The sequence below is a fragment of the Patescibacteria group bacterium genome, from assembly GCA_020148045.1.
Lineage (GTDB): Bacteria > Patescibacteriota > Minisyncoccia > Minisyncoccales > GWA2-38-27 > JAHCRG01.
The window spans coordinates 62,726-86,116 of the sequence record JAHCRG010000004.1 but is presented as its reverse complement, the minus strand read 5'-3'; the positions used below and the strand labels follow the sequence as shown (position 1 = coordinate 86,116).

30 protein-coding genes and 1 tRNA gene are annotated in these 23,391 nt (G+C 35.1%); 12 read left to right on the top strand and 19 right to left on the bottom strand.

All coding sequences use genetic code 11. The annotated features are described in order from the left end of the window. Nucleotides 1-11 precede the first annotated feature (11 nt). From murG to KJA13_01050, 3 genes are read right to left on the bottom strand one after another with little or no spacing between them, the layout of a single operon-like run. Complete coding sequence (gene murG / locus KJA13_01060; GenBank protein MBZ9577613.1) at nucleotides 12-1,127, bottom strand: undecaprenyldiphospho-muramoylpentapeptide beta-N-acetylglucosaminyltransferase; 1,116 nt, start codon at nucleotides 1,125-1,127, stop codon at nucleotides 12-14. A gap of 15 nt (nucleotides 1,128-1,142) precedes the next feature. Further along, a complete protein-coding gene (locus tag KJA13_01055) occupies nucleotides 1,143-2,264 on the bottom strand; it encodes an FtsW/RodA/SpoVE family cell cycle protein (protein ID MBZ9577612.1) in 1,122 nt (373 codons plus the stop codon). Then, the gene (locus KJA13_01050) at nucleotides 2,261-3,529 is read right to left on the bottom strand and encodes a UDP-N-acetylmuramoyl-L-alanine--D-glutamate ligase (protein MBZ9577611.1); all 1,269 of its coding nucleotides are present in this window, start codon (nucleotides 3,527-3,529) and stop codon (nucleotides 2,261-2,263) included. Before KJA13_01050 ends, KJA13_01055 begins: the two co-directional genes overlap by 4 nt. A 180-nt stretch (nucleotides 3,530-3,709) precedes the next feature. On the opposite strand from KJA13_01050, the gene KJA13_01045 reads away from it, so the two are divergent. Then, entirely contained in the window at nucleotides 3,710-4,354 is a 645-nt protein-coding gene (locus KJA13_01045) for a hypothetical protein (GenBank protein ID MBZ9577610.1), read from the top strand. Nucleotides 4,355-4,389: 35 nt separating this feature from the next. Here KJA13_01045 and KJA13_01040 read toward each other — a convergent pair whose 3' ends face one another. From KJA13_01040 to aspS, 4 genes are all read right to left on the bottom strand, one after another. After that, nucleotides 4,390-5,115 carry a hypothetical protein gene (locus KJA13_01040; protein ID MBZ9577609.1) on the bottom strand — a complete coding sequence of 242 codons (726 nt, stop codon included), beginning with the start codon at nucleotides 5,113-5,115 and terminating at the stop codon, nucleotides 4,390-4,392. Nucleotides 5,116-5,372: 257 nt separating this feature from the next. Then, nucleotides 5,373-6,431: a hypothetical protein gene (locus tag KJA13_01035; GenBank protein ID MBZ9577608.1), complete on the bottom strand. Its 1,059-nt coding sequence runs from the start codon at nucleotides 6,429-6,431 to the stop codon at nucleotides 5,373-5,375. Continuing rightward, nucleotides 6,431-7,408 carry a D-alanyl-D-alanine carboxypeptidase gene (locus KJA13_01030; protein ID MBZ9577607.1) on the bottom strand — a complete coding sequence of 326 codons (978 nt, stop codon included), beginning with the start codon at nucleotides 7,406-7,408 and terminating at the stop codon, nucleotides 6,431-6,433. Before KJA13_01030 ends, KJA13_01035 begins: the two co-directional genes overlap by 1 nt. Next, nucleotides 7,405-8,805 carry an aspartate--tRNA ligase gene (gene aspS / locus KJA13_01025; protein MBZ9577606.1) on the bottom strand — a complete coding sequence of 467 codons (1,401 nt, stop codon included), beginning with the start codon at nucleotides 8,803-8,805 and terminating at the stop codon, nucleotides 7,405-7,407. The genes KJA13_01030 and aspS overlap by 4 nt, the downstream gene beginning before the upstream one ends. Nucleotides 8,806-9,122: 317 nt before the next feature. On the opposite strand from aspS, the gene KJA13_01020 reads away from it, so the two are divergent. From KJA13_01020 to csrA, 4 genes are all read left to right on the top strand, one after another. Continuing rightward, on the top strand, nucleotides 9,123-10,106 hold the full coding sequence (locus KJA13_01020) for a hypothetical protein (GenBank protein MBZ9577605.1): 984 nt from the start codon (nucleotides 9,123-9,125) through the stop codon (nucleotides 10,104-10,106). A gap of 218 nt (nucleotides 10,107-10,324) precedes the next feature. Next, nucleotides 10,325-10,606, top strand: a complete 282-nt coding sequence (locus tag KJA13_01015) for a hypothetical protein (GenBank protein MBZ9577604.1) — start codon at nucleotides 10,325-10,327, stop codon at nucleotides 10,604-10,606. Between the two features lie 107 nt (nucleotides 10,607-10,713). Further along, the gene (locus KJA13_01010) at nucleotides 10,714-11,094 is read left to right on the top strand and encodes a hypothetical protein (GenBank protein ID MBZ9577603.1); all 381 of its coding nucleotides are present in this window, start codon (nucleotides 10,714-10,716) and stop codon (nucleotides 11,092-11,094) included. 160 nt (nucleotides 11,095-11,254) lie between these two features. Beyond that, on the top strand, nucleotides 11,255-11,452 hold the full coding sequence (gene csrA / locus KJA13_01005; GenBank protein ID MBZ9577602.1) for a carbon storage regulator CsrA: 198 nt from the start codon (nucleotides 11,255-11,257) through the stop codon (nucleotides 11,450-11,452). 60 nt (nucleotides 11,453-11,512) lie between these two features. Here csrA and KJA13_01000 read toward each other — a convergent pair whose 3' ends face one another. From KJA13_01000 to thpR, 3 genes are all read right to left on the bottom strand, one after another. Next, the gene (locus KJA13_01000; protein MBZ9577601.1) at nucleotides 11,513-11,653 is read right to left on the bottom strand and encodes a hypothetical protein; all 141 of its coding nucleotides are present in this window, start codon (nucleotides 11,651-11,653) and stop codon (nucleotides 11,513-11,515) included. Between the two features lie 66 nt (nucleotides 11,654-11,719). Further along, the gene (locus KJA13_00995; protein ID MBZ9577600.1) at nucleotides 11,720-13,000 is read right to left on the bottom strand and encodes a UDP-N-acetylmuramate--L-alanine ligase; all 1,281 of its coding nucleotides are present in this window, start codon (nucleotides 12,998-13,000) and stop codon (nucleotides 11,720-11,722) included. Further along, the gene (gene thpR, locus KJA13_00990; protein MBZ9577599.1) at nucleotides 12,997-13,551 is read right to left on the bottom strand and encodes an RNA 2',3'-cyclic phosphodiesterase; all 555 of its coding nucleotides are present in this window, start codon (nucleotides 13,549-13,551) and stop codon (nucleotides 12,997-12,999) included. Before thpR ends, KJA13_00995 begins: the two co-directional genes overlap by 4 nt. Before the next feature lie 43 nt (nucleotides 13,552-13,594). On the opposite strand from thpR, the gene KJA13_00985 reads away from it, so the two are divergent. The 3 genes from KJA13_00985 to fmt are packed head-to-tail and all read left to right on the top strand — an operon-like array spanning nucleotide 13,595 to nucleotide 15,448. Beyond that, the gene (locus tag KJA13_00985) at nucleotides 13,595-13,873 is read left to right on the top strand and encodes a hypothetical protein (protein ID MBZ9577598.1); all 279 of its coding nucleotides are present in this window, start codon (nucleotides 13,595-13,597) and stop codon (nucleotides 13,871-13,873) included. Further along, a complete protein-coding gene (locus tag KJA13_00980) occupies nucleotides 13,870-14,538 on the top strand; it encodes a hypothetical protein (protein ID MBZ9577597.1) in 669 nt (222 codons plus the stop codon). Before KJA13_00985 ends, KJA13_00980 begins: the two co-directional genes overlap by 4 nt. 7 nt (nucleotides 14,539-14,545) lie before the next feature. Beyond that, on the top strand, nucleotides 14,546-15,448 hold the full coding sequence (gene fmt, locus KJA13_00975) for a methionyl-tRNA formyltransferase (protein ID MBZ9577596.1): 903 nt from the start codon (nucleotides 14,546-14,548) through the stop codon (nucleotides 15,446-15,448). A gap of 30 nt (nucleotides 15,449-15,478) precedes the next feature. Here the strand turns inward: fmt and KJA13_00970 are convergent, their stop codons facing one another. Then, nucleotides 15,479-16,315, bottom strand: coding sequence for a UDP-3-O-acyl-N-acetylglucosamine deacetylase (locus tag KJA13_00970; protein MBZ9577595.1), 837 nt, complete (start codon nucleotides 16,313-16,315; stop codon nucleotides 15,479-15,481). 182 nt (nucleotides 16,316-16,497) lie between these two features. Here KJA13_00970 and KJA13_00965 point away from each other — a divergent pair, with 182 nt between their 5' ends. Further along, a complete protein-coding gene (locus KJA13_00965; GenBank protein ID MBZ9577594.1) occupies nucleotides 16,498-16,782 on the top strand; it encodes a hypothetical protein in 285 nt (94 codons plus the stop codon). On the opposite strand, the gene KJA13_00960 is transcribed toward KJA13_00965, so the two are convergent. From KJA13_00960 to KJA13_00940, 5 genes are all read right to left on the bottom strand, one after another. Then, entirely contained in the window at nucleotides 16,765-17,241 is a 477-nt protein-coding gene (locus tag KJA13_00960; GenBank protein ID MBZ9577593.1) for a hypothetical protein, read from the bottom strand. The genes KJA13_00965 and KJA13_00960 overlap by 18 nt on opposite strands. Nucleotides 17,242-17,297: 56 nt before the next feature. Beyond that, nucleotides 17,298-17,615, bottom strand: a complete 318-nt coding sequence (locus KJA13_00955; protein ID MBZ9577592.1) for a YbjQ family protein — start codon at nucleotides 17,613-17,615, stop codon at nucleotides 17,298-17,300. Next, entirely contained in the window at nucleotides 17,612-17,809 is a 198-nt protein-coding gene (locus tag KJA13_00950) for a hypothetical protein (protein ID MBZ9577591.1), read from the bottom strand. The genes KJA13_00955 and KJA13_00950 overlap by 4 nt, the downstream gene beginning before the upstream one ends. Before the next feature lie 115 nt (nucleotides 17,810-17,924). After that, nucleotides 17,925-18,230 (bottom strand): nucleoside triphosphate pyrophosphohydrolase, encoded by a 306-nt coding sequence (locus tag KJA13_00945; GenBank protein ID MBZ9577590.1) that lies wholly within the window; start codon nucleotides 18,228-18,230, stop codon nucleotides 17,925-17,927. Between the two features lie 195 nt (nucleotides 18,231-18,425). After that, complete coding sequence (locus KJA13_00940; protein ID MBZ9577589.1) at nucleotides 18,426-18,584, bottom strand: hypothetical protein; 159 nt, start codon at nucleotides 18,582-18,584, stop codon at nucleotides 18,426-18,428. A 235-nt stretch (nucleotides 18,585-18,819) separates the two neighbouring features. Between KJA13_00940 and KJA13_00935 the strand changes: the two genes are divergently transcribed. The 3 genes from KJA13_00935 (at nucleotide 18,820) to KJA13_00925 (ending at nucleotide 21,737) form a co-directional block, all read left to right on the top strand. After that, the gene (locus tag KJA13_00935; GenBank protein MBZ9577588.1) at nucleotides 18,820-19,545 is read left to right on the top strand and encodes a histidine phosphatase family protein; all 726 of its coding nucleotides are present in this window, start codon (nucleotides 18,820-18,822) and stop codon (nucleotides 19,543-19,545) included. Nucleotides 19,546-19,641: 96 nt separating this feature from the next. Further along, on the top strand, nucleotides 19,642-20,637 hold the full coding sequence (locus tag KJA13_00930) for a phosphotransferase (protein ID MBZ9577587.1): 996 nt from the start codon (nucleotides 19,642-19,644) through the stop codon (nucleotides 20,635-20,637). A 26-nt stretch (nucleotides 20,638-20,663) separates the two neighbouring features. Continuing rightward, nucleotides 20,664-21,737, top strand: a complete 1,074-nt coding sequence (locus tag KJA13_00925) for a phosphotransferase (protein ID MBZ9577586.1) — start codon at nucleotides 20,664-20,666, stop codon at nucleotides 21,735-21,737. A gap of 69 nt (nucleotides 21,738-21,806) precedes the next feature. On the opposite strand, the gene KJA13_00920 is transcribed toward KJA13_00925, so the two are convergent. The 3 genes from KJA13_00920 to KJA13_00910 form a co-directional block, all read right to left on the bottom strand. Beyond that, on the bottom strand, nucleotides 21,807-22,400 hold the full coding sequence (locus KJA13_00920; GenBank protein MBZ9577585.1) for a hypothetical protein: 594 nt from the start codon (nucleotides 22,398-22,400) through the stop codon (nucleotides 21,807-21,809). A 7-nt stretch (nucleotides 22,401-22,407) separates the two neighbouring features. After that, nucleotides 22,408-22,478, bottom strand: a tRNA-Gln gene (locus KJA13_00915). Nucleotides 22,479-22,481: 3 nt separating this feature from the next. Beyond that, entirely contained in the window at nucleotides 22,482-23,390 is a 909-nt protein-coding gene (locus KJA13_00910) for an ABC transporter permease (GenBank protein ID MBZ9577584.1), read from the bottom strand. Between the last annotated feature and the right edge of the window lies 1 nt (nucleotide 23,391).

Below are 23,391 nucleotides of genomic sequence, written 5' to 3'. Positions count from 1 at the left end.
CTTATTATTGCTTACTGACTTAAATAGGTTACGATATACTCGGCGATTATTCTGGTCGCTTCTGGTCGGGAAAATTCTTTTGCTCTTTCTGCCATTTCTTTTAATTTTTGAGGTTGAGAAAATAAATATTTTATTCTTTCTAAAACAAAATGCGGTGTGAAATTTGCCTCTTCTATTATCAAGGTAGCACCATTTTCGGCAAAAGTATAAGCATTTTTTACTTGGTGATTTTGAGCTGACTCTGGTAAGGGAACTAAAATGCTTGGCCTTTCCACAGCGGCAATCTCAAAAATAGTTCCCGCTCCTGCCCTGCTAATAATTAAATCAGCTGCCTGATAGGCGTGAGACAGTTCCTCTTCATTCAAAAAGGGAAAAGGATGATAATATTTTTTTAACTCCTTAGTTATCACAATTTCTGCTTCCTTTCTTACCTGCTCAAAGTTTCTCCTGCCTGTTTGATGAATTATTTCATAATCTTTTAAAACATTAGGCAAGATTGACAATATTTTATTATTTATTCTTTGAGCACCCTGAGAACCACCCAAAATTAGAATTACTGGTTTTTCTCCCGTTAATTTCAATAATTTTTTAGCTTCTTTTTTAGAACCATCTAAAATCTCTTTTCTTACAGGATTGCCAACTGAAAGCATTTTCTTGGCTGGAAAGTATTCTGTCTTCTGGATAGGAAAAGAGATAAAAATCTCTAAAGCAAACTTGCTTACTATTCTGTTAGCCAAACCGGGTGAAATATCTGATTCATGTAAAAAGATTGGAACCATCAAAATCCGACCAGAAATAGAAGTAGCTATTGATCCATACCCTCCTTTACTGAAAATAACATCTGGGGAAATGACAAAAATGTGATAAAAAGCCTGAAGAAATCCAATCGGAAATTTAAAGATATCAATAATATTCTTGAAAGAAAAATATCTTCTAATTTTTCCAGCTAAAATTCTCTTTACTTCAATTTCTTCTTTGGAAAGAAGATTGGCCGCAAATTTATCTTTTGGACCAACATAATAAAATTCAAAACCTCCGTGAGGATATTTTTCTCTTATTTCCCTGACAATAGCAATTATTGGAAAAATATGACCAGCAGTTCCTCCGCCGGTAAATAAAATTTTCATATTTATATTATTCTATCATTTTCTTCTCGCTTTTGAAATATTAAGCAGTATCCCTATACCTATCAATTCAGCAACCAGATGGGAACCGCCGTAACTAATAAAAGGCAAAGGGATACCGGTTAATGGCAAAATGCCAATCATCGCCCCTATATTAATAAAGGCCTGAATGCAAATCCAAGAACTTATGCCTATAGCAAAAAGTTGAGAAAATTTATCCGGAGATCTTTTGGAAATCCTAAATCCTCGCCAAAACAAAACTAAAAAAAGAAAAATCAAAATTAAAGAGCCGATAAAACCTGTTTCTTCGGCAAATATGGCAAAGATTGAATCTGACATTGTTTGGGGAATGAATCCAAATTGTTGACTAGACATCCCCAGACCCAATCCTAAAATTCCTCCTGAGCCAATAGCAATCAAAGCTTGTTTTATTTGATAGCCCATTCCCATTGGGTCTTTTACTAATCCTAAAAGAACCCGGAATCTCATCATCCTGTAAGGAGCAATTTTTACCAAAGCTAAAAAGCCCCCTAAGCTGATTAAAATTATCAAAATACTATGCCATAAAGGAGTGCTTGCTGAAAAATACATTAAGGCGGCAACTAAAATGATTATCCCTAAGGTGCTAATATCCGATTGCTTGGTTAAAAGAATAGTAATAATTCCTACAATTATAAGAAAAGGAATTAGAGTAAATTTCAGCTCTTTTTTAGTTTTTTTAAATGATTTCTTTTTAGTTCGACTGGCCAGCCAAGCAGAAAGATAAAAAATAAAAGTAAGCTTTAAAAACTCAGAAGGCTGAAAAGAAACAAAGCCCAAATTCATCCAGCGAGGCGCTCCACCAGCAACAATACCCAATCCCGGGATAAAAACCAAAACCATAAAGATTAGATTTATTAGAATAAAGAGCCAGGCCCATTTCTTTAAAATTGATAATTTTATCTTAAAAGCAATAAATCCTAATACAATTCCAAGAGCTAATCCATAAATCATTTGATGAAAAAGATAATAAGTTGTGCGACCAAATTTTTCCTGAGAAAAAGTAGCGGAAACACTAGCCAAAACTAAAATCCCCAAAATTACTAAAATGGCCACCACAATGGCTAAGATATAATCAAAATGATGTTTTTTTATTTTCATTTGTCATTGGAAATTAGGATTTTGACATTCTTTTTATATTGTTCTCCTCTGTCAAATTCATTTTTGAACAAATTAAAACTCGCTGCTCCCGGAGAAAGCAAAACAATATCACCTTTTTGAGCTAAACTTACCGCTTTTTTTACTGCTCCTCTCATTGATTTAACAAGGTAAATTTTATCAAATTTTTCCAATCCTTTTTTAATTTTCTTAGAAGCTGTACCTGGTAATAAAATTAAAGCATTTACGTTCCTTTTAATTTCCTTTGCTAAATTTTTATAATTCAAATTTTTATCCAAACCACCAGCAATAAGAATAATTCCTGAATTAGGAAATCTCTGTTTAAAAGTTCTAATTGCTAATATTACCGATTGAGGGGTGGTGGCGGTGGTATCGTTAATATATTTCACTCCTTTTTTTGTAGCAATTAGTTCTTGCCTGTTAGGAACACCTTTAAAGTTAGAAAGAACTTTTTTAATATCTTTTTTAGGAATTTTGAATAGTTTAGCAACAGCAATAGCAGCTGAAATATTGGAATTCCTGAAAAATAAAACTTTAGAATGAGCTTCTTTAGATAATTTCCTCGTCTCAGGATTATTATAATTTAAAACCAAAATATCATTTTTCTTTTGATATTTAAAAATTGACTTTTTAGCTGCAACATACTTCCTAAAATTCTTATACCTATTCAAATGGTCTGGGAAAATAGTAGTAATAACAGCAACTTTTGGGCTCTTTTTCAAATCCTCAAGCCCAAAACTGGAAAGCTCTAAAACAACTTTGCTCTTTTTGGTTATCTTTGACAAAATCTCCAGGGGTGAAACTCCGATATTGCCTGCTAAAATTGTATTCGGATATTTTTTCTTTAGAAGCAGATATATAAGGGTAGCAACAGTTGATTTCCCCTTGGTACCAGTAACTCCAATAATTGGAGCCGGACATAAATCAAAAAATATACTGACATCATTCTTTATAGGGATTTTATGTTTTTTGGCAATTTTAAGATAAAAGGAATCTCTTAGTACGCCAGGATTTTTAATAACCAAATTAGTATTAATAAAATCCTCTTGTCTATGTTTACCAAGAATATATTTTATGGGCAATCCTTTAAGTTTCTGAATAGATTCTTTTAATTCTTTTTTTGTCTTTAAATCTGTCACTAAAACCTCTGTTCCTTGCTGACAAAAAAATTTAGCTACTCCTACTCCTCCACCAAGCAATCCCAATCCCATCACAGTCACCTTTTTATTTTTAAATATTTTTTTCATAAAAATTAAAACAGGGCATCCACTCTATCCCAGCCACGGAATCGAAAGGACCTATCATTAATCAATGATATCAAAATTTTTAAGCTAAATCAAAAAATATTTGACAAATTTTAAAATAAGTTTTAAGGTTTTAGTAGTAATTAGCTCTTTAAAACTTACAATACTGTTAGGAGATATAGAATGAAAAATCTTAAAAAATTAAAGATGATTAAAGGCTTTAGAGCCTGGATAAGATTAAAAGGTATGAAAAGACACAAAAAGAGGTTGGAATCACTTTGGGAGCAATTAATCGATAATATAAGAGAATTTCTGAAGAGAGATGACCTTAACTTCAATGATTTTTATGAAATACTTGATTCTATTGGAACCCTGTTTAAGGAAATAGAAGCAGAACCAATAGAAGATGAGTTTTGGCAAAGGTGTTTTGGGCTGGCTACCATAGATGACCTGGTAGATGTAATTAAATACCAAGGAGAATACAGCATAGAGAAAGCCTGGCAAGTAATTGAAAAAATAATCCAGGAAGGGCATATTAGAAAAGACGAAGCCGAAGAAGCCCTAATGAGAATTATGAGGGAAAAAGTAAACGAATCATCAAGAATAAAAGCCTTGCAACTCTTTAAAGCAATGGAACCCTCTTCGGAAAAAATAGATGAGCTTCGTAAACTACCGTTCATTTATTCCTCACCTCCCCTACAGAGAGAAATAGAAGAAATGTTTAAAAAAACAAAAAAGGGAGAAAAGGGAAAATCTCGGAAAAAAATTATCCAAGCAATCCTGAAAACAATTAAAGAAATCAACAAATTAAAAAAGGGGCAAAAGTAAAATAAAATTTGTCCCTTTTTGTTTTGCTCAATCTCCTATAGACCAAAGGTATATTTTAAGCTAATTCCTGCAAGCCAAACCTCACTGCCGTTTCTTTCATAATATCCGCCTATGCTCCATCCTCCTTTATCTTCTGTTTCATAAAAAAGGTAGGATACATCAAAGCGTTGACCCCAACCACTGTCAATATCTCTTTTTCCAATGGCCTTGGCATAATTTTTTCCTCCCACAACATCAACACCTTTAAAATCTTCTGTGAAAAGCTTGTACTCCTGGAAAGCACATTGAAATTTCCAATGGTCCTTTCGAACCGAGATACCAATAGCCGGACTTGTTTTTCTAAGATTTACTTCAAATACAGGAACGTTATCCCACCAATCTAATGTGGTCTCAGCAACTACTTTGTCTATGGTGAAATCATCGCCACTCCCAAGGCAGGTAAAGCTATAAAAGACTGGCAACCCAAACTCCCAATCACTGGCAGTTGTCAATTTTGGTTCAAGACCGAATCCTAAGTCCCAAAAATAGCCATCATTATCCCTATCAGTCCTCATGCTACCACCTGGCGGCTGATATCCTAGTTCCCAGTTTTCGGGGAGAGCCTGTGACACTTTTGAGTAAGAACGATTAAAGTCATTGATAATATTCAGGTTTAATCCAGGTCTTAAGTTCTCACTTGTAGTGAAATTCTCCAGAGAGGTGCAGGACTGAAGTCCAAAAAGTGAAAGAACTGCCAAAATACTAATGCTAATGCGTCTCATTATTCTATCTCCTTTCTAAAAAAATTCTTCATTCATTCGAACATTTCCTATATACATTTATACATTAACTCAAACTCAACTCCTTTCTCTTTGTTCTCTCCTTATTTAGTTGGAGAAGGGCTTTCTCTTTATTAAGCTATAAAAAGAGCTATCGAAAATCAGATCTTTGCCTAAAATTAGACAAACCTCCTATCTGATTCTGATAAGTAAATATAATAAATATCAAAAAGTTTGTCAAGATCTTGTTAACAACATAGTTAACCTAATAATCTTATTGCAACACCAATTATTGCCATTACAACGCCTATTACCCAGAAACGCATTGTGATTTTGTAATGAGGCCAGCCCTTTGCTTCAAAATGATGATGAATAGGAGCTGCCAGAAAAACTTTTTTCTGACAAAACTTCTTGGAAAGAAGCTGAAGAATTACAGAACCAGATTCAATAACTAACAAAAAGCCAATTACTGGCAGAACCAAAACAGAGTCAGTTAAAAAAGCAACTACTGTTAAAGTACAGCAAAGGCCTAACATTCCGGTCTCTCCCATATAGAATCTGGCAGGCGGAATATTAAACCATAAAAAAGCTAAAATTGCTCCGGCAACCACGGCACAAAAAGCAGCTAAATCAATCTGACCATTAAATAAAGCAATTCCTCCAAAGGCAGCGAAAATTACAGCAAAAGCTCCTCCAGCCAAACCGTCTAAACCATCAATTACTCCCCCGCTGTAAGTTGCCAGCATCACTAAAACAAAAAGAGGAATATACCATATTCCTATAAAAAAGTCACCGTTCCCAGGAATATGGATAGTACTATATCCCAATTTATAATAAAACCAGTAAGCACCAATTAAGCCAATCAGAACAACTAAAATTAATCGGTATTTCAACCTTAAGCCGCCTCCAATATACTTACCTTTCTTTAACACTTGAAGAACATCATCTGTAAGTCCTACAAAAGAAGCTGCAATCAAAGCAAAAAGAGGCAGCCAGGTTTGGGACCTACTTAAGAAATTCAGCTTTTTAAACCACCAGATATCTGTTTTGGCCAGCAAGAAAAAAAGAACAGCTAAAACTAAAACACTTATCCAGATAAGCAGTCCTCCAAATCTTGGAACATGAACTTCTTTTTCAGAATGAAATTTCTTAAAGAAAAAAAGCTCTTTATTGTCTATTGATTTTCTTCTAATTTCTTTCCTCCAAAGTTTGTGTTTATATAAAAAATGAGTAAGAATCGGGGTTAACCAAAAAGCTAAAATAAAAGCAGCTGCTCCCAAAGTAAAAATTTTAATAACATTGATGGTAATTTCAGGCATTATTGCATTATTGGATTAATTAATTTCCGCATTTCGGCAAAACGGTCTTTGGCGCCTAAAACAATATTAATATAATATTTATTACTATTAGGATTATCTAAAACTAAAAGTAGACAGCCGCCGGCTTCAACGCCCCAGCCGGTTTTTCCTCCGATTATCTCTGGAATTTCTCCTAAAAGCTCATTAGTATTTTGAGGAATAAAATGATGAACAGAACCATCTGGTTTCAGAACCTCATAAGACTGTCTAAGCGTAATCCCAAAAATCTGAGGATAATTTTCTAATATAAACTTTGAGAATTTAACAAGGTCTCTGGCAGTAGAAAGATTCATTGGCTCTCCCAAATCATCCGGCTCAAGACCAGTTGGATTAACAAAATAAGTTTTTTCAAGCCCTAAATTTTCAGCATAAAGATTCATTAAATCAACAAACCCCTCTTGTCCAATTAGCTGGGATAAGGCAAAAGCAGCATCATTGCTTGACTCAATCAACATAATATAAAGCAGAGCTTCAACTGATAAATTCTCCCCTACTTCTAAATCACCATATTTAGAGCTGCCTTCTTGCTCAACTGCCTCTTTGGTTATCGTGATAATTTGGGAAGGACTGTAGGTTTCATCAAGGTCAAAAACTATTAAAGCTGTCATTAGTTTAGTTAGAGAAGCGACAGCTAGGGGTTTTTGAGAGTTTTTTTCAAATAAAATTTTTTCCTTGTCATTACTGCCAACTTCAACTGAAATCACAGCTCTCGCTTCAATTTCTAAATTTTCTAAACGTTCTTCCTGCAGCTTTTCCAATTCCAATCTCTTTATTTTCTTTTCCAGAATTTTTTGATTTATCGCTGCAGTCAATATTTCTGGATTTTTAACTATTTCTTGCTGAAACCAAAAATCTTCTAAATTTTCTGCCAAAATATTTATCCCCCACCAAAAAGGCAAACTCACTAATAATGAAATTAAAAAAATCTTTTTTCTCATTTCCTTTTTTTTATTATCTTAATTCCTAATTCTTTTAATTGCTCTTCAGTCACTTCTGAAGGGGCGTCCATCATTAAATCACGACTATCGCCGGTTTTGGGAAAAGCAATAACTTCTCTGATATTTGGCTCTCCAAACAAAACAGCTAAAAATCTATCAAGTCCCGGAGCAATCCCTCCATGAGGCGGGACTCCATATTCAAAAGCTCTTAACATATGACCAAATTTCTCTTTGATTTCCTTTTTCTTGTAGCCAATTATCTCAAATACTGCTTCAAGCGCCTCGGGCTTATGATTCCTTATACTACCGCCTCCTAATTCCCAACCATTGGCTACAATATCATATTGAGTAGTTAAAATATTCTTTATATTTCTTTTATTGAGCAAGTCCTCCATAAATTCCGGTTTTGGAGCTGAAAAAGGATTGTGGGTAAAAGTCCAGCCACCTTTTTTATCTTTCTCAAAAAATGGAAAATCAATTATCCAGCAAAAAGCTAAAAGGTCAGGATTATTTTTATCTTTCCGTAAATCCGGCCGATCGGTGCCATGCTTTTCTATTGCTTTTTGATAAGTAATTTTTGGAAAAGGAATTTTTTGGATTTTCTTTTCAGGATATAATTTTTTAATAAGCTCAATAAACAATCTCTCTGTCAAACTCATTACATCTTCCCGTTCTATAAAAGACATTTCTATATCTAATTGAGTATGCTCAGCTTGACGGTCAGCTCGAGGGTCTTCGTCGCGGAGGCAACGGGCAATCTGAAAATATTTTTCAATGCCCGCGACTTGCAACAGCTGTTTATACTGTTGGGGCGCTTGAGGCAAGGCATAAAACCTTCCTGGTTGCAGCCGGGAAGGAACTATAAAGTCCCTGGCACCTTCAGGAGTTGACTTGGTTAAAATCGGAGTTTCCACTTCAATAAAGCCTTCTTTCTGAAGAAAATCTCGCATAAACTGAATAACTTTTTGGCGCTCCTTTAAATTCTTTTTCATCCTTTCCCTTCTCAAATCCAAATAACGGTATTTCATTCTTTTTTCCTCATTTATTTCATAGCCATTTCCCTCAATAGAAAAAGGCAAAGTTTTTGCCTTAGATAAAATCTCCAAATTATCTACTAAAACTTCTATCTTCCCGGTCTCAATTTTGGGATTTACCATTTTTGGAGGTCTTTTTGAAACCTTTCCCATCACCTCTATCACCCATTCCGGCCGAACCTCCTTTACTAATTTATAGATCTTTTCGTTTTGGGGCGTAAAGACCAATTGCAAAATCCCACTTCTATCCCGAAGGTCAATAAAAATAATCTTCCCATGCGACCTTATGGAATCCACCCATCCAGAAACCTTAACGCTCTTGCTAAGATATTTAGTTGTCTCTGTATTAAGAACTCTGTCCATTAAATCCATTATATACAACTTTTCCATATTTGAAAACACCTTAAATAGAAAATAAAAAAACCAGCAAGAGCTCTTGACAAGTTTCTATAAAGTTGGTAAAATATTACATCGTAAATATATGGTCTTTGATAACTAAATATCAAACCGGTCGCTTCGAGAAAGGAGATGCTGATGGAAAAATGTTGTAGTTAATCAAACGGACTGATTCTGACCCAACGGATTGGAAAAACTATTTAAGTATTGTTAGCTGCGGGCGGTCCGCGGTGAAAATGAGGTATGAGAACAGAAAGTTAACCAATTTAACAGGAGAAACAAAAATGAAACGTTTACTAACAATTTGTGCAGTAGTGGGAATAATTTTGGTAGCCAGTGGCGTAACACAGGCTGTAACTTGGAATGTCCCGGGCGACTTTAACACGATTCAGGATGCTATCGATTCGCCCAACGTTTTAGATGGTCATACCATTCTCGTTGGTCCCGGCAACCACGCTGGAGCAACAGTTACAAAAGCCGTTGAAATCAAGGGTGAAGGCGGTGCTGTGATAAACAGCGGGCCTACGTATTCCCGCTTTATAACTGGGTTCTTATTCTGGGGCGGTGCCGGCAATGGTGCGACAATCAGCCACTTGTCATTTGTGACAGTGGGTCTACCTATTTACAGCCGGGGTACCGATGATGTTACTGTCGACCATTGTACTATGTCAAGCGCCGTGCAGGCCATAACCAACTGGAACGGCAGTAGATGGGATATCAGTCACAACGTCATCAACGGATTGCGAACCTCAAGCGGTGGAGGGCTCGGAATTTTTATCGGCACTCGGGACTTTGAGGGAGCAACAGCAAATAACAATCTCGTGGCCCACAACAAGGTTACAGGGCAGGTTGTAGTTCCCCCGGACGAAATTTACAGATACAGCCAGCTACCGCCGTATCCGGAGGCCGGCTACACCGTGGCGGGCATCTGCTTGATGTCTGACCGTCGCTCCGGCCGCCCCGCCGGACCAATCATTGGAAACAGCATCCTGAAGAACAAGGTTGCCATATCCAGCAACAATCCTCGTAACCACCCTGCTGAAGGCATTGCGCTGTCGGACCTTGGACTCGATCAAGATCCACCCGTGGCTGACATCACAAATAACAAGGTTGGATTCAACGACGTCCGCGGCGTGATAGGGACAGCAATCTCTTTGTACCCGGACGACAGAGTGGTGGAGGAGGGCAACAATACAATCTCTCGAAATCTGGGCGATGATGCGAATAACCGCGGCCACGGAGTCCATCCGAAAGTGCTCTTTGAATAATGCTGGCCACCGGCAAACCCGACTTAGATGAGCTCACAGGAGTTTGTTCCAAAAGGGTGGAAATAATTTCCACCCTTCTTTTATCTCCTAAAAAGGCAGAAATAATTATTAATATTCTGCCTTTTTTATTTGGGGTTGACACGAAGTTTTAATTTTACTAAAATGGGGAAATTGTTGCTCTTTAACAAAATATTAATATCAATTTTGGAGGAATCACTATGGCTAGTTCAAAATTTAATAGTAATGGAGGAGAAAAGTTTTTTGGAGCAGTAACTAAAAATTGCAAAGTTGTTGTAGGAAGCAGCAAAAAAGCCGTAAGAGAAGAAATCGCTCAGCGAGGAGTAGCAAAAAATAATATTGCTATGTTTGAATGCCAGCCTAATGAAAGAAAAATAAAGAAAAAATTACTTCATAAGCCAAGATTTAAGTTAATGGCACGCCACCATGTAGCTTTGGAGAATGCCTGTCTTATTTTTTTGGGGGATAGAATGGGAACTTGACAAAAATTTATAGATATGATAGAACCTAATATAGTAATTTTTTAACAATGAAATAAGGGTTAAAACGAAAGGAACTGGAAATGAAAGGAAAAATGTTTATTGGTGTAATGGTTGTTTTGATTAGCGGGATGCTGGTCTTCGGAGGATGTGAGAGCGGCGGACAGACCGGGGCTCTACTTGGTTCTCTTGCTGGAGCTGGTATTGGCCAAATAGCCGGTGGTGATACCAAATCGACGTTGATCGGTGCTGCTGTTGGTGGTACCACTGGTTACATAATTGGCACTGAGCAAGATAAGCGACAAGCTCGGGCCGAAGTGGGAAGGCTCCGTCAGGAAATGAGCATCGTTCCGGTCAACATTAGAAACAGCAATGATTCTATTTCGCAGGTGCTGATGAAAAAAGACGGTATTGGTTATAGAGGCCCGAACGGTGAGTTTTACGACCATCTGCCAACCGAGGCGGAACTCAAGCCAATTTACGGCTTCTAACCCTCCCTTCAAAAACAACCGAAAAGCAAGGCGCGAAAGACAAACATCCTTCGCGCTATTTTTTTTGAAAAAGCTTGACAAATATTTATAACCTTGCTATATTTAAAGCAGTGTTTAGTATTAACAATTAAATTGGAGTAATCTGAAAAGGAGTCAAAAAATGTTGGTGTTATCGAGACAAAGGGATGAATCAATTATGATTGGCGAAGGCGATGACGTTGTTGAGGTTATGATAGTTGATGTTCGGGGCGATAAGGTTCGTTTAGGAATCACTGCCCCAAAGAAGATTCCTGTGCATCGAAGAGAAATATACGACGCCATTCAACGGGAAAAAGAGCCAAGCCCAAAAAAAACGTGAAGAAGCAAAGCAAGAAAAGTGCGATAGTTTAACTACCGCACTCTTTTTTTATATCAAACTTTACATTGTTGGTCCTCCCGGCGCTGCTGGTGGTGGAGTAGGACCTCCCCCTTCTTTCTTCTTAAAAATCTTATCTTTTAGAAGATAAATTATTATTCCTACCACCACAATTGCTATAATTATCCAAATAAGTGTACTCATAATTCTTATTAACTTAATTAATATTTTTTATACTCGACCTTACCTTCTATCTCTATTTTCTCTTTTTCATTTTACTATGTCAAGCTGGCCTGTGGAAAACCCCTCTGCGAACTTGTAGATATCTCCTGCGCCCATAATTATTACTACTTCTCTACCTCTTAAATTCCTTCTCAAATAGTTTTTAATTCTTTCTTTTGGTAAATATATTGCTTGGGCTTTTTTAATTTCCTTAATTAACTTTCTTGAGTTTATTTTTTTCTTTATTTTCTTCCTTTCCCTTCCAGCTACATCATAAATATCAGTAATTATTAGTTTGTCTATTGACGCCTCAGAAAACACTCTAATAAAATCATTAAATAAATAAAAAGTTCTTTGATATTGATGGGGCTGGAAAATACACCAAATTTTTTTACTCGGAAATTTCTCCCGGGCTGCCTCCAAAGTAGCTTTAATTTCAGTTGGATGGTGAGCATAATCACTAATAATTGTGAACTTTTTATTGCCAATTTCTCCTCTTTTTATCTCAAAACGCCGCCAAGCACCTTTATACCCTGATAATGCTTTAAATGAAATTTTATCTGGAATTTTCAAAGCCCGAGCCACTGCCAAAGCGGCTAAAGCATTATAAATATTATGCTCACCAGGAACTTTTAAAATCTTGCTTATTTTTTTTGCTTCTTTTTGTTTTATGCTATAATTTCGAGCCTTAAATTGTAATTTTAAGATGTTTCTATCGTCTCTGTTGGCAATTAAAATTCCATCTTTTGGTAAATGCTCAATATATTCTCTGTAGGTGTGCAAAATATGCCCCAAGCCCTTGTAATAATCTAAATGCTCTCTCTCAATATTATTTAAAACAATAATTTTGGGCCAATAATTCAAAAAAGAAGCTTGCCATTCATCTGCCTCAATAACTAGATATTTATCCTTGCCCATTCTAAAATTACTTCCATTAAATTCTCTTAATTTAGTGCCAACAATTACTGTTGGATCAAATCCTGCTTTCATTAAAATCAAAGCAATCATTGCACAGGTTGTGCTTTTGCCGTGAGTGCCAGAAACAGCAATGGTAAAATACTTTTTTGTTAATTCGCCCAAGGCCTCAGGATAGCTTTTGTATTTTTTGGTTTTCTTTTTTAGTTTTATTGCTGGACTATAAATTACTAAATCTACATCTTTTGGTACCTGCCTGCCAGCAGGCAGGAGCTTAACTCCTTTTTGCTCCAAAAATTCTGTAATTTCTGAAGAAACTAAATCAGAGCCAGAAACTTTATGACCCTTTGCCAAATAATACTGGGCAAGAGCACTTACTCCGATGCCGCCAATACCGATAAAATGCACTTTCATGTTTTACCTAAATTATGTGATTCTAAAACCGTATACTCTGCTCCTGTTCTTTTTAATACGCTTTCCATTACCTCAATTGAACCCACTGGAAAACTCAAATTTATTTCTTCTTCAACCACTGGTCTTTCTTCAGGTTCAATTCTCTGCCATTCCCATTTTCTAATTCTTCCTAAAGTAATGTGAGGAGAAAATTCTCTATTCTCTGAAGTTGCTAAGGATTTGTCTAAATCATTTTTTAAAGAAATAAATTCCTCTGACTTCTCCCCTACTGCCCAAATCATCCGAGGCGGCTTCTTATCAGTGGGACCATAGCAAACTTTGGTTAAATTAATATTAAAAGAAGTATGCCTTGATGCCACTTCTTTTGTTATTCTACAAATTTCCAAAAGCTCCTCATCTGTTAGATAACCCAAGAAAACTAAAGTAATATGGATATCTTTGGGCTTTATCCATCTAATCGGTAGTTCCGGCCATTTCGTTTGATATTCTGCCAGTTTTTTTCTTACCTCTTCTGGCAAGTTTATAGCAATGAAAATTCTCCGCCTTTTCATATTTTCAATTGAATTTTATCATAAAAAACGCTAAAATTAAAGTATGAAATTTGCTATTAAAAATACCGGAGAAAATACAATAAACTTAATGAGAAAGATTGGTTATCTTTTTCAGAAAGAAAATCAATTTGTTAGACCTTTGGGAAGAAGCGGCTATCCAAGATTTCATTTGTATATTGAAGAAAATAATGACGAACTAATTCTTAATTTGCATCTTGATCAGAAAAAACCTGTATATAAGGGAAGTCCAGCCCATGCTGGAGAATATGAAGGAAAAGTAGTAGAAACAGAAGCTCAAAGAATAAAACAAATATTAAGATGACTAATAAAAAAATCGCTAAAATATTTTATGAAATAGAAAAACTTTTAGATATAAAAGGGGTTGCTTTTAAACCACGTGCTTATCATAAAGCAGCCCGAGCTTTAGAAAATTTAAAACAGGATATTTCTGGAATCTATAAAGAAAAAGGAAGAAAAGGACTTGAAGAAATTCAAGGCATAGGCAAGAGCATTGCCAAAAAGATTGAAGAATATATTAAAAAAGGGCAAATCAAATATTATAAAGAGCTGACAGAAGAAACAGCTATTCGCCAGATTGTTACTTTTTACTTTCAGACTAAAGGATTAACCTTGGGTGAAATTAAAAAAGATGCTAAAAAGAAAAAAATAATTTATTCCAGATTTACCAAGCCAGCAAAACAGCTCTTAGAATTAGCCGGTTCGGTAAAAAGCGCCAAAGAGGCAATTAACAAGGTTGCAAAATGGGCAAAATCAAGAGATTTGGACTATGCCATAGAGACCGTATTTAAAAAATGGCTGGAGTTAGATAGATTAAAGCCGAAAGAGGTTGTAAAAAAGCCATTTTTTCAAGGGGAGCCAATGGTCTGGAGCCAGACAAAAAGAAAATGGTATGTGATTGATGAATATGGCGAATGGTTAGAATTCGCCGGAAAAGAATCTGATATTGAATGGCGAACGATAAAGTAAGTGAACAATGAACAAAGAACAAAGAACAACAAAACCTAAAATTGTTTTCTTGGGAACACCGGGATTCGGAGCAATTATTTTAGAAGGACTTGTGAAAAATAATTACAAGCCCTGTTTGATTATTACAGCTCCAGATAAACCAGTTGGCAGAAAGCAAACTCTTACTCCAACCCCTGTGAAAAAAATTGCTAAAAAATATAATATCCCTGTAGTTCACCAACCTGAAGAAGTAAAAAAAATAAAGCCAGATTTAATCATTGTAGCAGCCTATGGCCAGATTCTACCAAAAGAAACTTTAGAAATGCCAAAATATGGTTGTCTAAATGTTCATCCCTCTTTGCTGCCAAAATATAGAGGAGCTTCCCCAATACAGACAACCATTCTAAACGGTGATAAAGAAACGGGGGTAACAATAATTTTAATGGATGAAAAAATGGACCACGGCCCAATAATAGCTCAAACTAAATACAAAATACCAGATGATATAAATCATAAAGAGCTAGATAGCACACTTGCAAAACAAGGAGCTAAGTTCCTTGTAAAAACTCTGCCCAAATGGATAAATGGCGAGATTGAAGCAAAAGCTCAAGACGAACCTAAAGCAACTTATACCAAAGTTCTAAAAAAAGAGGATGGAAAAATTGACTGGTCAAAATCAGCCGGCGAAATTGAGAAACAGATTAGGGCCTTTTATCCCTGGCCAGGAAGCTTTACATTTTGGAAAAAGGATAACAAGATTCTTAGGGCGAAAATTTTAGAAGCTGATGTTTCAGAATCAGAAGATCCTAAAAAACTTTGCCTCAAATGCGGGAAAGATTATTTAGTAATTAAAAAACTTCAGCCAGAGGGTAAAAAACCAATGAGCGCTGAAGAATTCAAAAGAGGTTATCATTACTTTAATCCTATATAAAAAAGAGGGTGTCTGAAAAACACCCTTTTATTATTCAAGCTGATAAAGCAATTCATTTGCTTGAAGCACTGCCTCAATATCAGCCTTGTGGCCGGAGCAAACCGAAGTAACATTAGCAGATAACAGACCATCATTTCGGCAAAGCAAACTCAATGTTCCAAGCAAATCAGCTGCCCGATGTTTTATAAACTGCCTTAAGGTTGTTAACCCTTTCCCTCTTTCCTGAACCCATATGGCAGTTTTATGATGAGGCCATCCAAAAAATGGGGGTACCTTTAAAAGATAATACAAAATTGGAGGCCAGCCCTGATTATAGACAGCGCATAATTGTTCAAGTTCTTTATCATCTGGAAAAGAAAAATACTCTGTCCAAGCACCCATACCTGAATAGTTACAGGTTACTTCTATTTTAAGCTCTTTTTTAGTGTTTGGACGGATTTCTGTAAAAGCTATTTGATTGTTTCTTGGTTTAGGATAAGTCCAGCGAACTGGTTTCCTTAGAGTGTACCAATTAATTTCTTTGGAAGTATCTTCTTCACAATACGGCTTTATTGCTTGCCAGAACTCCAATGAACGTCCATAATATGGTGGCCAAGAACTAGATCTAATAGAAAGCCCACAAAGTCCAAACCAGTGTAAAACACCTATGTGTTCAAAAATCTGCAGTTTTTTACCTTGAAAATAAAGCCTTGTTCCCCATGCTTTGTCATCAACAATTGAAGGATTTATTGAGATAAAAAATAACCTATTACTTTGCCACACCCAGCCATATCTTGAATTTAATGGAGAAAATGTAAGCTTAGCTTTTAATCCCCATAAATTAGGGCCTTTAATAGTCACCTCTTTGGTTAATCTAATCGGATTCATCTTTATATCCTTTCCTAAATAATCTTTCCATATTTTAAAAGAACGTTCTAATCTAACAGATTATACAATATTTCTAATTATGTCAACAAAAAAAGTCCTTAAGGGTTTGCCTTAAGGACTCCGTATTAGGGGCTATTACAGCCCACTTGGGTACAAAGAACAATAAATTGAGAAAAGAGAGTATGAAAGTTAGAAAACAACGAGTTTCCCAGAAGGAAGGCGCCTTAGGCACTAAAGTAAAACTTAACAACAGGATGTTAGTTTCGTCTTACCTTATTTCTCCCCTTCTGCCCCAGAAGGAAGACGCCTTAGGCACTAAAGTAAAACTTAACAACAGGATGTTAGTTTCATCTTACCTTGTTTCTCCCCTTCTGCCATCAGGGACTCTCTTTTCCCGACGTAATTTGGAATTTTTTATCTTAACATATCTAAAAAAAATTATCAATAGCTTAACCAAATGTTGTTGATATCCAGTCGCCGAGATAATGGGTTATAACTATAACTACCAATGCGATAAACAAATGCTCTGCGATTGCTTTCTGGGGCTTTATATTTTGCTCTTTAGCAAGGTAAAAACTAAGAATACTTAGGACAAATAATCCCCAAATTACACTTACTAAAATCGCTATTGGAAACTCAAAAAGCAAAATTGGAATAATAAATGTTAAGGCGAAAATTAACTTAGATAAAAAAGTAGAAATTGTTGATTCCCATATCTCTTTTGAGGAATGCTCGCTTTCTGACTCTTCAGAGATGTGAATACCTAAAGCATCTGAAAGGCTATCGGCTATTGCTATTATTAATATCCCCCCTATAACCACAAGCCTTGAGTGAGTACCTGAATGTAGTCCAACCATTAAACCAAGCGTAGTAATTATTCCAGAAGTTAAGCCAAAACTTAAACCAGTTTTAAATGATTTTTTAATCTTTAGCATATATTCTATTTTACCAAAAATGAGATACTTTTTTTACTAACTAAAACCTACTTAACTAATCTTACTGCTGTTCCGTAAACCAAAAGTTCAGCTGCTCCGCTCATAACTTGAGAGGTAGTAAATCGGACACAAACAATTGCATCTGCTTCTAATTTTTCTGCCTCCACAACCATTCTTTCAACTGCTGATTTTCTTGCCTCATCTAATGCTTCCGTGTATTCTTTAATTTCTCCACCTACTATATTTCTTAAACCAGCCAAAATATCTTTACCAATATGTTTGGCTCTGATGGTATTACCCCGAACTAAACCTAAAGTTTCTTTGATTTCTTTTCCCGGAATTTTATCTGAAGTTGTAAGTATCATAATTTTTTTTCTTTTATTCTTTCTCTAATAAGAGATATTAGAATAATAATTACTCCCAATATTATTGCAATAATCCCCCACCTTACTATAAATGGAATTTCCGTGTTTTCAAAAAACTTATACAATCCAAACCCAATTAAGATAAAAATTCCGATAAAAAAAACTATTAACCCTAAAACATTTAACGGTTTCATTTTTCCATTATAGCATACTTAATTTAAAAGAAAAAAGCCCAATAAGGTAAAACTAATTGGCATATTGATTGTATCGGGGGCAGAAAAAATATCCAGTTTGCGGCTTTGGAAATTACTACTTTGTTTCATCAAGAATTATCCTGTCTTTGAATCCGCCTCTTCTCTCAGCTTTCTTTTTTCTTAAAGATTCTAATTTTTCTTTATCAATTTTCTTAAAGTCGCAAATAGCATAAATAATCTCCAAGATGTCAGCTAATTCTTCTTCGCTGCTCTCTTTTAAAAATTCATTGGCCTCCTCTTGGAGTTTTTCTTTTAGCTTTTGCCAATACTCCTCATCCCCAGCAATATGAGTTATTGGAACATCCCCTTTCTGTTTTATAATTTCAGGGATTTTGTCTCTGACAAGTTTATTGTATTTCATATTTTATCCTTTCCAATTTTAATTGTTCTATTTGGAAAATGCTACTTAGAGTATACGCTTATTATTCAAATCCGTCAAACTTGAAAAATAAAAATCGCCTAGCGCTGGGCTTTTTTGATTACTTAAAAATTAAAAATCAAACCGATGCCGATTTCGGCTCAAAAACAGTAATCTAATTAAATCTTTGATAAAAAATTATGCTTTTTTGCTAGCAATCTGTTGAACAGCAAGCAAAACAACTGAGGCACCTAAAGCTATTAAAACCCAGGCGAGCTCACTTTTTCCAATCCAAAACAATTCATTTATTACTACTATGACTGAAATAATAAGAGCAATCCAAGAAAGAGCTTTCATAATTTTATTAAAATTAGATAAAACAGCGACCTTTATAATTTTATTATATCAAAAAATCACCTCTTTGGCGATAAAAAACTACCTAGCGATGGGGATTTTTAGCCCTGTTTTGGGGGAATTTCAAGGATAGATTAAAACGCCTGTTAAAAGCTTGACATTTTTTATACAAAATGATATAATACAAATATAGTTTAGAACATTTTTAAAACTGAAAAATGAATGAAAGGGTAGAACCATGGAAAAGACTGTTCTGTTTGTGAGGCATCCATCTGTCAGATGGACCGATGGGCTCTTAAGAAAAGCGGAACAAGAAGAAAAAGACATAGAAACTTATGTCCCAATTGACAAACAAGGAATGGAAATGGTTAAACTTCTCTTGGTTTATTTGAAAGCGAATCTTCCTCGAATCTTGAAAAGAAGACCTTTCAAAATCCATACCAGTCCACTCAAGAGAGCGAAGGATATGGCGAGGATTATAAGTAAAGGCCTTGCCGAACATCTTTCGGTGTTAGAATATTTTACTGAAGTTCCCTGGATAAACAAAAAAGCCGAAGCACTGGCAATCGTTGAAGAAGCAAGACAAAAAAGGATTCATCCGGTAAAGCTTTGGTTGAACAAAGAAGAGCTCTGCTCTAAAATCCTACAAAAGCTGAATAACCATCTTCTGCTAATTGAACAAGGATTGAAATACTTTGAAGAATCCACAACTCCAGTAAATATTGTATTTTCTCACCGTCTTACTATTACCTTAACACTCTGGCTTATCCAGCAGAAAAACAAAAGAAGAAAAAATCTGACTATTATTAAAGATGACCTTTCTGATATTACTACTCTCACAGGAAAATTAGCCTATACCTCAATAAGTCAGATTGAGCTGAGTGCGAAGGGTTGGGATATTGTCTCAATTGGCCAAGTTCCTCATTTGGAAAAAGAGCCTAAATTAATAGGGGGTTCATTCTAAAATACTTAGAACCCCCTTTTAAAATTCTTTAAAAATTTGTATTATATAATAAAAGTAAATTAGGGACCAGGACTTTTTAGTATTCTTATTTTTAAAATGCCTAAATTAGGATCACAAAACCATATTAAACCCTCAAGAGAAAATTTAGCCAAAATTTTGGCTAATTATGGTATTTTAGAATTTGATTTTAAAGTTGATCCGAGTGGAGTAGAAAATACAACATTTATAATTACCACTAAAGAGAAAAAATATGCAATGCGTGTATATCGCCAAAGAAGAAGAACTGAAGATGAAATTCGTTTAGAGGTTGAATATATAAATTTCTTGATAGCAAATAAAATTCCTGTGCCTAAAATTATTTGTACTGTTGATAATTATTTTATCTCGCATACAAAAATAAAAGATAAAACATGGCGCAGTATCTTAATGGAATTTATAGAAGGCAATCATCCTTCCTATTATTCACCAAGTTTATTAAAAGAACTTTCTTATTTACAAGCAAGAATGCATAAATTAGCAACGTGTTTTGAATCCAAATTATCGCCTGTTCTAAAGCTTTGTGACACAAATAAAAAAGTGAAGGATTTTCTCTTTACTGATCTCCTTTCTGTTAATAGTATTGATGTATCAAAAATCAAAAATAAGGAAGTCAAAGATTTTATTCTAAGGGCAAAAAGTTTTACTCTTGATATTAGTGAGTTACCAATAGCAATTGTCCAAAAAGACATACATGCACCAAATATTTTAGTAAAAGATAATAAGGTATCAGGGATATTGGACTTTGATGATTTATTTCACGGCCCTATTGTTACTGGTTTAGCTTTTGCTCTTTGGGATATATTCGTAAAAAATAAAAATGTAAATGATTTGTATGGCTATATTCAGAACTATAATTCCATAAGAAAACTTTTGCCTCAAGAAATTAATAAACTGAGGGGGTTTTTGTTGCTCCGGAATTACATAATGGGTGTTGTTGAATTCTTGATTGGTGGTGAAAGTTCTCAAGGTACTTTCATGATGAAAATTGATGAATATTTTGATATGGAAAAAGAGATCCAAAAACTTACGGTAGAAAATTCGCTTTCAGCATAAATTTTTAGAGAATATAATGTAAAATTATGGAAAGGCTTAATAAACAAAATATACTTCCCTATCTTGAAAAAGATGTATTCCCCCACCTTGATTTTGTCAGCAAGGGGAAATTGGAGGGATTCAAAGATGCCGGAGGTGGATTAGTCTCTGAAGTATTGCGTTTAGTTGTTGACGGGACACCTTTTTATATAAAACAGGCAGTTCCAGGAAGTAAAAAATATTTAATAGTTTTAGACATAGAAATCCCTATAGATTTTGACCACATTTTCAGTGACGAAAGGCAAATCTATGAAGCTAAAGCATTGCGAATTTTTGAAAAAGTTATCGGCTATGGTATTGCCCCTCATATCTATTACCATGATGTGAGAAATATGGTTTTAGTCCTTTCTGAAGTTCTGACTCCCAAAGCAAATTTATTTGAGAATGTAATTGATAAAGAAATAAATTTAGACGCTTCTAAAAAACTGGCTGAGATTGCTGCTGAATTGGTTAATAACACTTATGGAAAAGTTAAACCATTGCGTTCTACGGCCGGAGACAAGAAAACAAAATTTATCAAATTGAAATATCAGTGTCTTGAAGTTTACTCCAAGCTTGATTCCCGATCAAAAAAATTGGTTAAAGAGGCACAGACAGAACTTGTAAAAGAAAGCATGAAAATTAATAAAGTATTAGTTCACGGCGATTATCATCCTCGTAATATTTTAGTTGAGGGTCCAAAAGTTGGAACTTGCGATTTAGAAGAAGCTCATCTTGGAGACCCTGCATTTGATATAGGCATACTTTTAGGCTCATACCTTTTAAGAATCGAGTATCATAAAAACATCAGAAATGCTGGAATAAAAGCTGTTTTAGCGATGATTAAGACCTTCATGGATAAAATCAACGTTCCTGAAAATAAAAATAAACTTGAGAATAGAATCAAAAAACATATGGGTGGTTTAATGCTCTGCAGAGTAGATGGTTTTTCCGGTGCCTGGACAAAGTGGTTTAAAAAAGAATCCGCTAAAAAATCTATGAGAAAAAATGCAACCCAACTTATTTTAGATGATTCTACTCCTTTACCTAAATTAATCAAAAAATTATATCCTCCAAATTAACCCGAGTAGACCAAAGAAACAAAAAAACCCGTGAAGGGCTTTTTTATTTAACTCTATTTTGGGGAAATTTCAAGAGGAGATTAAAAGGCCTGAGAATTTTTTTAGGGAAAAGTTAAGATAGATTACAGCAGCAATCAATCCAGCTGCTCCAAACAAGATATCTTCTAAAAAATCAACCTTTATTTCTTGTTTTGCGTCAAAAAACAGTTTTGTGCCAAACAGTTGATCAATGTTATACTGCAATATTTCCCAAAGAAAAAGAGCAACAAACAAAACAGCAAAAAGGTAAAGCAATAAGTTTCTTTTTTTAACTTCTTCCCCGCTTATCTTCATAACAGGCAGCCAGAGCAATGAGAAAATTATTAAAGCAAAGAAAGCTACAGCAAAATGAAGAAACCTATCGTATTGGAAGCCCAGGTCATGGAGAATTAAACTAGCAGGAGCACTTAAAAGAACTATGAAAAAAGCAAAATACTCAATCTTTTTCATCCATTCAACCTTAACAGTTTTTTTAATTTTTGCATCAAAGTAATAAAAAAAACGAGGCAGAAGAATTAGCAAAGGTATAACAAAGCCGTAAGGAATAATAACAATGCCTCTACCTTTTGTAAAAAGCTCAATTAAAGCAGTAGCAATTGAAATGGCTAAAGAAGCAATAATCATAAAAAAGCTCCGGGGTTTGGATTCGAACCAAAGTTACATGGTCCAGGGCCATGTGTCCTACCGCTAGACGACCCCGGAATGTTAGATTCTAAGGTATTTCCTGACGGCGATCAAGCTGGAGAGAATGCCCAGGCCGATGCCGGTGGCGAGTTGGATTAAGATTAGAGTCCAGAAATTGCTGAGGAATAAGCTGAAAATGCTTATTTCAGGCGCAATTACCCTGATTTTTGAGTCAAGACCATAACAAATGCCAAAAGTTATTATAAGGGTAATTAGAGTGGCAATAAATCCAACGATTGCTCCTTGGATTAAAAATGGTCCTCTAACAAACCAGTTTGAAGCGCCAACCAACCTCATAATTGAAATCTCCTCGCTTGAATTATAAATTGCTATTCTGATGGTGTTGAAAGCAACTAAGATAGCGATTGCTCCAAAAATTATGCTAAAGAAAATTCCTACTTTATTAATACCAGAAGTTACTGAAAAGACCTTCTCAATTACTGGCTTTCTTTGGTGATAATCAACCTTGTCAATTAAATTTCTAAAAGGACCTGTTTCTAAAAAATTGGTAACTTGCTCGTATTGAGAGACCTGCCAGGCCTTAATATTTAAAGAAGCCAAAAAGGGATTGTAGCCAACCTCTGTTAATGACTCCATTAAAACCGGGTCGTCTCTGTGCTTTTCAATAAATTTCTCAAGGGCTTGTTCTCTGGAAACATATTCAATATCTTTGACCTCAGGAATTCTAGAAATCTCTGATTTAACTTCCCAAATATCCTCTGGTAAAACATCTTCTCCAAAATAGACGGAAATGTCAACCTTTTCCTGCAAACCAGAAATTAAAATCTTGGAAGCTGGGTTTAAAAGAAAAAGCAAGGTTGCCAGAGAAATAACCATTACCATAATTAATATAGTTGCTATACTCAAACCAATGTTCCGTGAAAAACCCTTCCAACCGGTTTTAATTATTCTCTTAAATGATGTTAACATA